6 protein-coding genes are annotated in these 7347 nt (G+C 35.5%); 4 read left to right on the top strand and 2 right to left on the bottom strand.

Annotated elements, in window-relative coordinates; genetic code table 11:
• Positions 1-150: 150 nt before the first annotated feature.
• Both AC07XN_RS22425 and AC07XN_RS22420 read right to left on the bottom strand, forming a co-directional pair.
• Positions 151-2478, bottom strand: coding sequence for a TonB-dependent receptor (locus AC07XN_RS22425; protein WP_494744678.1), 2328 nt, complete (start codon positions 2476-2478; stop codon positions 151-153).
• 90 nt (positions 2479-2568) lie between these two features.
• A complete protein-coding gene (locus AC07XN_RS22420; RefSeq protein WP_309916603.1) occupies positions 2569-3354 on the bottom strand; it encodes a LuxR C-terminal-related transcriptional regulator in 786 nt (261 codons plus the stop codon).
• A gap of 202 nt (positions 3355-3556) precedes the next feature.
• Between AC07XN_RS22420 and scpC the strand changes: the two genes are divergently transcribed.
• The 4 genes from scpC to AC07XN_RS22400 all read left to right on the top strand — a co-directional run.
• Complete coding sequence (gene scpC, locus AC07XN_RS22415; RefSeq protein WP_494744677.1) at positions 3557-5065, top strand: succinyl-CoA:acetate CoA-transferase ScpC; 1509 nt, start codon at positions 3557-3559, stop codon at positions 5063-5065.
• Between the two features lie 254 nt (positions 5066-5319).
• Positions 5320-6021, top strand: coding sequence for an SDR family NAD(P)-dependent oxidoreductase (locus tag AC07XN_RS22410; RefSeq protein ID WP_494744676.1), 702 nt, complete (start codon positions 5320-5322; stop codon positions 6019-6021).
• Between the two features lie 126 nt (positions 6022-6147).
• Positions 6148-7104: an SPFH domain-containing protein gene (locus AC07XN_RS22405; RefSeq protein ID WP_494744675.1), complete on the top strand. Its 957-nt coding sequence runs from the start codon at positions 6148-6150 to the stop codon at positions 7102-7104.
• 111 nt (positions 7105-7215) lie between these two features.
• On the top strand, positions 7216-7347 hold a 132-nt coding region (locus AC07XN_RS22400), incomplete at its 3' end, for an AAA family ATPase (RefSeq protein ID WP_494744679.1).

The following is a 7347-nucleotide window of genomic DNA, read 5'->3' as shown; positions in this document are numbered from 1 at the left end:
GTTTGTCGTAATTCACAAAATAAACAAGGAGGTTTTTATTTGGCAAGCCATCCACAAAATTCGGGATGACTCATGTTAATAGATGTAGATTATAGTTCCGTTAGGAACGCTATATCGGTAGCATGTTAGAAGCATACTATGTAAATACCTTTAAAATTCAACTCGATAGCTTAGGTTTGGAATAAAAAGTCCTTCACGGTATTCATCTACCACCTTAGTAAGATAATTGTACTGAAAACCCATAAACTCTTTATACATCGTAGCATTAATGATTTTTAAAGCAATTTCCCTACTAGATTTCTTTTTATTAATCTTGAAAGTTGCTGTAAAATGTGAGGTAAAAGCAGAAGGTAATTGTTTCGAGAAAGCTTGGGTTTCATCAAATTTTGCTTCTTGAGCTTTTTGTGAAGCTTTTTCATCTAATGGTGAATAATGGTCTCCTCCCTGATAGCTCAATCGGATATTAATCCCAAATACATTTTGCTGATTTTTGCCCATTTGCCATTCTTTCCCCGTTAAAAAATTAAAAGCATAATTTCTATTATACCTCGTATTTCGCCACACTCCGTCTCCTCCTCTATACGTTGAACTAAAAACAGAACCTGTAATCATATAATAAAAACCGCTTGATAAATACTTCTCAAAAGTAATGTCTACACCGTAGTTCTTACCTTCTCCTGTATTTTGTAAGGCTTCTTTAAAAAACCAATCATTGGTTAAGTTAATAGTTGAGAAAGAACTATCTTTTATCACAGGTACGTTGAACAGTTTTTGATAATACCCTTCAATTTTTAAATGATGGAACACCGACAAATTCAGGTCATACCCTAACACCAAATGATGTGCCTTTGTAAAGTCAAGGTTTTTATTGAGATTCTCTTGTCCATTTTTTACAAAGTAATAATTCAATCGTTCTAAACGGCTATGTAAACCATATCCAACACTGAAAGCCTGAGTTTCAGCAAAGCGATATTTTATACCCAAGCGTGGCTCAATAGTATAATGATTATTCAAGGTAAATAACTGCCCATTCGCCCCAACATTCATCGTTACCTTCTCTGAGAAATTAATGGTTGAATTCGTATAAGCTGAAAGCAAAAAACTTTTGCCTTTTTCTGCTACCACTTTTTCTAAAGAATTACCAAACGTTGAAGCATTTTGCAATGAAATATCATAACGCATACTTGTTGCCATTAGCCCTGTTTTGTTAGTATGTTTTGAGCTAAACTTGGTATTTAAATATGAATTAAAAACAAGGCTGATATTTTGATTATTAATCCTGTTTTTAGGCAAAATCTGTGATATATCATTGATTCTGTCGGTTGTTAAATCAATACCATTGATTGTTGACGCAAAGGTTGTTTTTAAATACTGTGTATCGTTTAAGAATATTTTATGACTGATACCACTAGCCGCCATAAACTGTTTAACAGACTGGTTTTCTTTATCAGTATCGTATTTCCATTCCGCCTTATCCTCTTTTATCTTAGCACTAGAATTATCTAGCAAACCAATGCCCCAGAATGAAAATGTACCCGCCTTTTTAGTAGGAAAATTAAGCTTAAACGAAAAGTCTTGGTACTTTACACCACCTGCGTTATCTGGCAAAAGTGGCTCTAATAATGCCATCGTTGAATAGCGATAATTAAAAAGATAAGATGATTTACCCCCCGACTTAAATGGTCCTTCTGACGAAACATCAATGCCTGTAAGTCCCACTTGAAAAGTATGCTCGTCTTTGTTGTTATTGCCTTTCCGCATAAAAATATCGAATACTCCCGAAAGTGCATTACTATATTCAGCAGGAAACGCTCCAGAAAAGAAATCTGAATTGGCTAATAGTTGGCTACTAAGAGCTGTTAATCCTCCTCCTCCAAAACTACTCAAATCTGCAAAGTGATTAGGATTAGGAATTTCTACGCCTTCTAACTTCCATTGTAAAGCTTGGGGATTGTTTCCTCGCACCACGATTGCATTGTTTCCTACATTACTGGTCACGCCTGCAAACGATGAAACCAATCTAGCAGGGTCATCAAATCCACCTGCATATCGTTTGGCTTCTTCAACACTCAGCATTCTTGCACTGAGTGTGGCTGTACTATTGAGAGGCTGTTCTTTATTCACCTGTGGTTTTACTGTAACTTCTGCCAACGTGGTGGTACTTTCTTTCATGGAGACAGTCAGGAAAACCTCTTTTGATGACGACAATACAATCTCTTTCATCAAAATAGGTTCATAGCCAACCATGCTTACTTGAATGTTATATCTGCCTACACTTACATTGTTAATAGTAAAGTTTCCAGAGGCATCAGTCTGTGTACCAAATTTGGTATTGAGGATTATAACATTGGCAAATGGAAGTGCTGTATTAGAAGCATTGTCGATGACTATCCCTCTGAGGGTCTGGGTAGGTTGTTGTGCTTTTAACGGGAATGATAACATTCCAACAATCAGTAAAAGTAGGTTGATTTTTAGCATAATTGTATGAATAAATCGGTTTAATGTGAAAGCACAAAGGTCTTTCATAACCTATTTTCATACAATACTGATTTTTCAGTACTCAACTCATTATATCAAGCCAAGCTTTGAAGCAAAAACAATGGCTTCCAGTGAATTATTAGCACCTAGTTTTTCTAAAACTCGTTGTCGGTGGGTGTTTACAGTATGTACACTGATGGCTAATTTATCTGAAATCTCTTTACTTAAAAAGCCATCTTTGACCAAATGAAGAATCTGAATTTCTCGTTGCGATAAAGCCACACTTGGTTCTTCCACTCTTTTAAGCTCATCGTCCAGAAAAGGAATTATTTTTCCTGTTCTAAAATTCAGCAATTTGCTTTTCAAGCCTTCATTTATTTCCTGATTAGGGGAAACATCTATGATACTCAGCGACAACCACATATTGCCATAAGCATCTAATTCCAATATCTGATGTTGTTCTACTACCCTAATGTATTTATCCTCCGCATTTAATATCCTGTACTCATTAATCAACTTATAATCGGTTTTCTGTTCTCTTGAAAAGGCAAAAAATAGCTTCAAGAGTGATATTCCATTTCTGGTAAGTTCCATTAAATCTTTAGGATGAATTTTGGTATCCAGAAAGATATGGTCTTTTACTTCAATCTGTGCTAAATCATAGCCCAGCAGACTACTAAAATTAGGAGAATAAAATACATGTTCTTTTCTAAAAGAGTCAAAGACACTTACACCACTATTCCCCAAACTAGCCAAAGTATGCAACAGAGGTTTATGTTTTTCGAGAATAGCATAATCTAGTTCCTCCTCAACAAATTGTTGTTGGTTTAGTAATGTTATGTAGGTAGTGGTAATGTGTTGTTGTTCTTCAGTCATATAGGTTCATTTATTATGCAAATGTATCTTTCAATCAGCTTATTTCATGCATCAAACTATTAATTTATTGGTATTAGTTCACCGTAAATGGCACACATTTTTAACATAAACTAATAATAGTCATGATTTAAAAAATTAATAGTCATAGTCTTAAAAATAGTTTCCTCCGAATTTCGTGCTTTATAAAAAGCTACTCAGAGATATGACTCAAGAAAGAATTCAACCTACTAGTTTACTTGATAAAGTAATAACAGCCCAACAGGCTGCTCAATTTTTTAAAAATGGTATGACCGTTGGCTCAAGTGGTTTTACCCGTGCTGGTGACAGCAAGGCAGTCTTAAAAGCATTAGCAGAAAGAAAACATACTGATGAATTAAAAATAACTTTGATTACTGGCGCTTCATTAGGGCATGATGTAGATGGCCAATTGGCTGAAAACAATATTATTGCCAAAAGAATGCCATTTCAGACTGATGCCATCCTCAGAAAATACATTAATACTGGCGAGGTTTTATTTATAGACCAACACCTAGGCGAAACTGCCGAATTGATTAATAATAAACATTTACCTGAAATAGATATAGCCGTAATAGAAGTGGCCATGATAAAAGCTGATGGTAGTGTTATTCCAACAACATCTATTGGCAACTCTGCCACTTTTATAGAAAAAGCAAAAGCAGTTATCCTTGAAATAAACCTATCGATTCCAACAAGCATAGAAGGAATTCACGATGTGTTTTATCCTGGGGAATATCCTAATCGTAAAATTATCCCAATTACCCAAGCTAATACATTAATCGGGCAAAATAGTATTCCCCTAGATATTTCGAAAGTAATTGGTATTGTGTTCACTAATATCGCCGATAGCCCTGCTACTATTGCAGAACCTGATGAAAAGACAATCGCCATTGCTAGTTATTTGTTAGACTTTCTAAGAGACGAAATAAAGGCTGGTAGGCTCACTAATTCACTTTTGCCGTTACAAGCGGGCATAGGCAAAGTAGCGAATGCCATCTTTGAAGGTTTTGTTGATAGTGAATTTCACGACCTTACGATGTATTCAGAGGTATTGCAAGATAGTACTTTCGATTTGATAGATGCTGGTAAGCTAACGTTTGCTTCGGCATCGTCAATCACTGTTTCTTCAGCATGTTATGAAAAGATATTCATGAATTTTGATAAGTACAAGGATAAGATACTATTGCGTCCACAGAATATCAGTAATGCTGCTGAAGTAATCCGTAGGCTAGGCATTATTGCCATCAATACTGCCATAGAATGTGATATTTATGGAAACGTGAATTCAACCCACGTTTATGGCACAAAAATGATGAATGGAATAGGTGGTTCGGGCGACTTTGCCAGAAATGCTTACCTGTGCATTTTTGTTACGCAAGCGGCTTCTAAAGGAAATAATATTTCACACATCGTTCCGATGGTTTCACACGTAGACCATACCGAACATGACGTAGATATTATTGTAACCGATTATGGGTTAGCGGATTTAAGAGGATTAGCTCCTCGCGAAAGAGCGATTAAAATTATTAACAACTGTTCTCATCCAGACTACAGACCTTTGCTTTTAGACTATTATCAAAGAGCTTGTCAGGAAGGCGGACATACTCCTCACCTACTCCACGAAGCACTTGAATGGCAGGCTAGGTTAATAGAAACAGGAAGCATGAAAGTGGATGAATTTGCATTAGTTTAGCACAATCAACAGTCAATGGTTATCATCAATCCTCCCATTAGGTTGCTGATAATCATTGACACTACCTTAAACTAAGCATCTGGCGAAATATTTTTTAACATCCTACTAATCAATAAGTTAATAAAATGAATGATTATTCATTTTATTAACTTATATCTCAAATACCATATTTGCTATATTTTTTATATTAAAAAAAACATTCTTCCTATACTTAAGTTGTACCAATAATTACTTATCAATAAATATCAAATCAGATGTCAAAAAATATATTAATTATTGGAGCAAGCTCAGGAATTGGAGAAGCTACTGCTCATGTTTTAATCAATAAAGGATTTACAGTTTTCTCGGCTTCTCGGACTACACCTTCAATAGCAGGTATCAAACATGTTACTTGGGATGCATTGAATCCAGACAATACGGTGTTTAATGAACTTCCTGACGTATTAGATGGCTTAATTTATTGTCCGGGTACAATAAATTTAAAACCCTTTCAACGCTTATCACAAGATGATTTCAAGAACGATTTCCAAGTAAATGTACTAGGTGCCATTTCGGTTATTCAAGCGGTATTACCCAAGCTTAAAAAAAGCAGTAGTGCCTCAATCATTTTATATAGTACTGTTGCTGTAAAAATTGGTATGGGTTTCCATGCCTCTGTGGCAAGTGCAAAAGGTGCCATAGAGGGGCTTACTCGTTCGTTGGCAGCAGAATTTGCTAGTAATAAAATTCGAGTAAATTGTATAGCTCCCTCGCTAACGGCTACTCCTTTGGCAAAAAACTTATTATCAAGCGAGGAAAAGGTAGAAGCCTCTAACAAACGCCATCCCATTGGTAGATTTGGTCATGCACAAGACGTCGCAAACATTAGTGCTTTTTTAGTTTCTGAAGAAGCAAGCTGGATTACAGGACAAATACTAAATGTAGATGGCGGAATGAGCGCTATTAAAATGATATAAAATTACCTTTTATACTATAAATATACATTCTCTTATAATTATATGCGACAGCATCAAAGTTTTCCGTACTTTGGTGCTGTTTCTATATTTTTAATTTAATAACATACATACTTAAACCCCAAAACTATGAGTGCTTTAATTATTTTAGTGGTTTTTGCTTTCGTTGTGGTTTTTCTTTCAATTGTTATTGTCAACCAAGGTACGGTTGCAGTAATAACAGTTTTTGGTAAATACCATAGAGTGATGACGCCCGGCTTAAACTTTAAAATTCCGTTTATCGAATTTATTTTCAAGAGAATCTCTATTCAAAACCGCTCGATGGAATTAGAATTTCAGGCCATTACTTCTGATCAGGCAAATGTGAATTTCAAAGCTATGCTAGTGTATGCAGTATTGAATCAGGAAGAACAAACTATCAAAAATGTAGCATTTAAATACATGGATGAGCGCTCGTTTATGCAAGCCCTCATTCGTACCGTAGAAGGAACTATTCGTGCCTTTGTAGCTACTAAAAAACAAGCAGAGGTATTGTTATTACGTGGTGAGATTGTATTGAACGTTAAGAATGAATTAGATGAAACCCTAGAACAATGGGGTTATCATTTGATAGATTTACAGTTGAATGATATTGCTTTTGACGAAGCTATCATGCGTTCGATGGCACAGGTTGTAGCATCGAATAACCTAAAGGCTGCTGCTGAAAACGAAGGTCAGGCTTTATTAATTACTAAAACCAAAGCTGCTGAGGCAGAAGGTAATGCCATTAGAATATCGGCAGAGGCAGAAAAAATTGCGGCACAGTTGCGTGGACAAGGTGTGGCACTCTTCCGTGAAGAAGTAGCCAGAGGTATGGCTGAATCAGCCAAAGTAATGAATGAGGCTAATCTGGATGCTTCGTTGATACTTTTCTCGATGTGGACAGAGGCTGTTAAGCATTTTGCAGAACAAGGTCAAGGTAACGTTATCTTCTTGGATGGTTCAACAGAAGGAATGGACAAAACAATGAAACAAATCATGGGTATTCAGCAATTAAAAGAAGGTGGCGACTATGTTGCTCCTAAATTACCTAATGCGAAGAAATAATATTTAATGTATCTAATGAATGATGTAAACAAAAAGGTTTATCGTATTTTTGAGAATTGATTTAGATGGTTGTATCTTCAAACCTACAATAAATAGTAAATACTTAGACTAATGAAACTTTGCATAGAAAATGTTGGAGCGATTAAAAAAGCTGAAATTGATTTAGGGAAAAACCTAACCATACTTACTGGAGCAAATAATTCAGGAAAAACTTATATAACAAACATCCTGTACGGTTTGTAT

It is taken from the genome of Arcicella sp. GW458-12-2-14-TSB2, assembly GCF_059423785.1.
The sequence above is the reverse complement of the archived record's forward strand: the minus strand, read 5'-3'. Positions and strand labels throughout refer to the sequence as shown.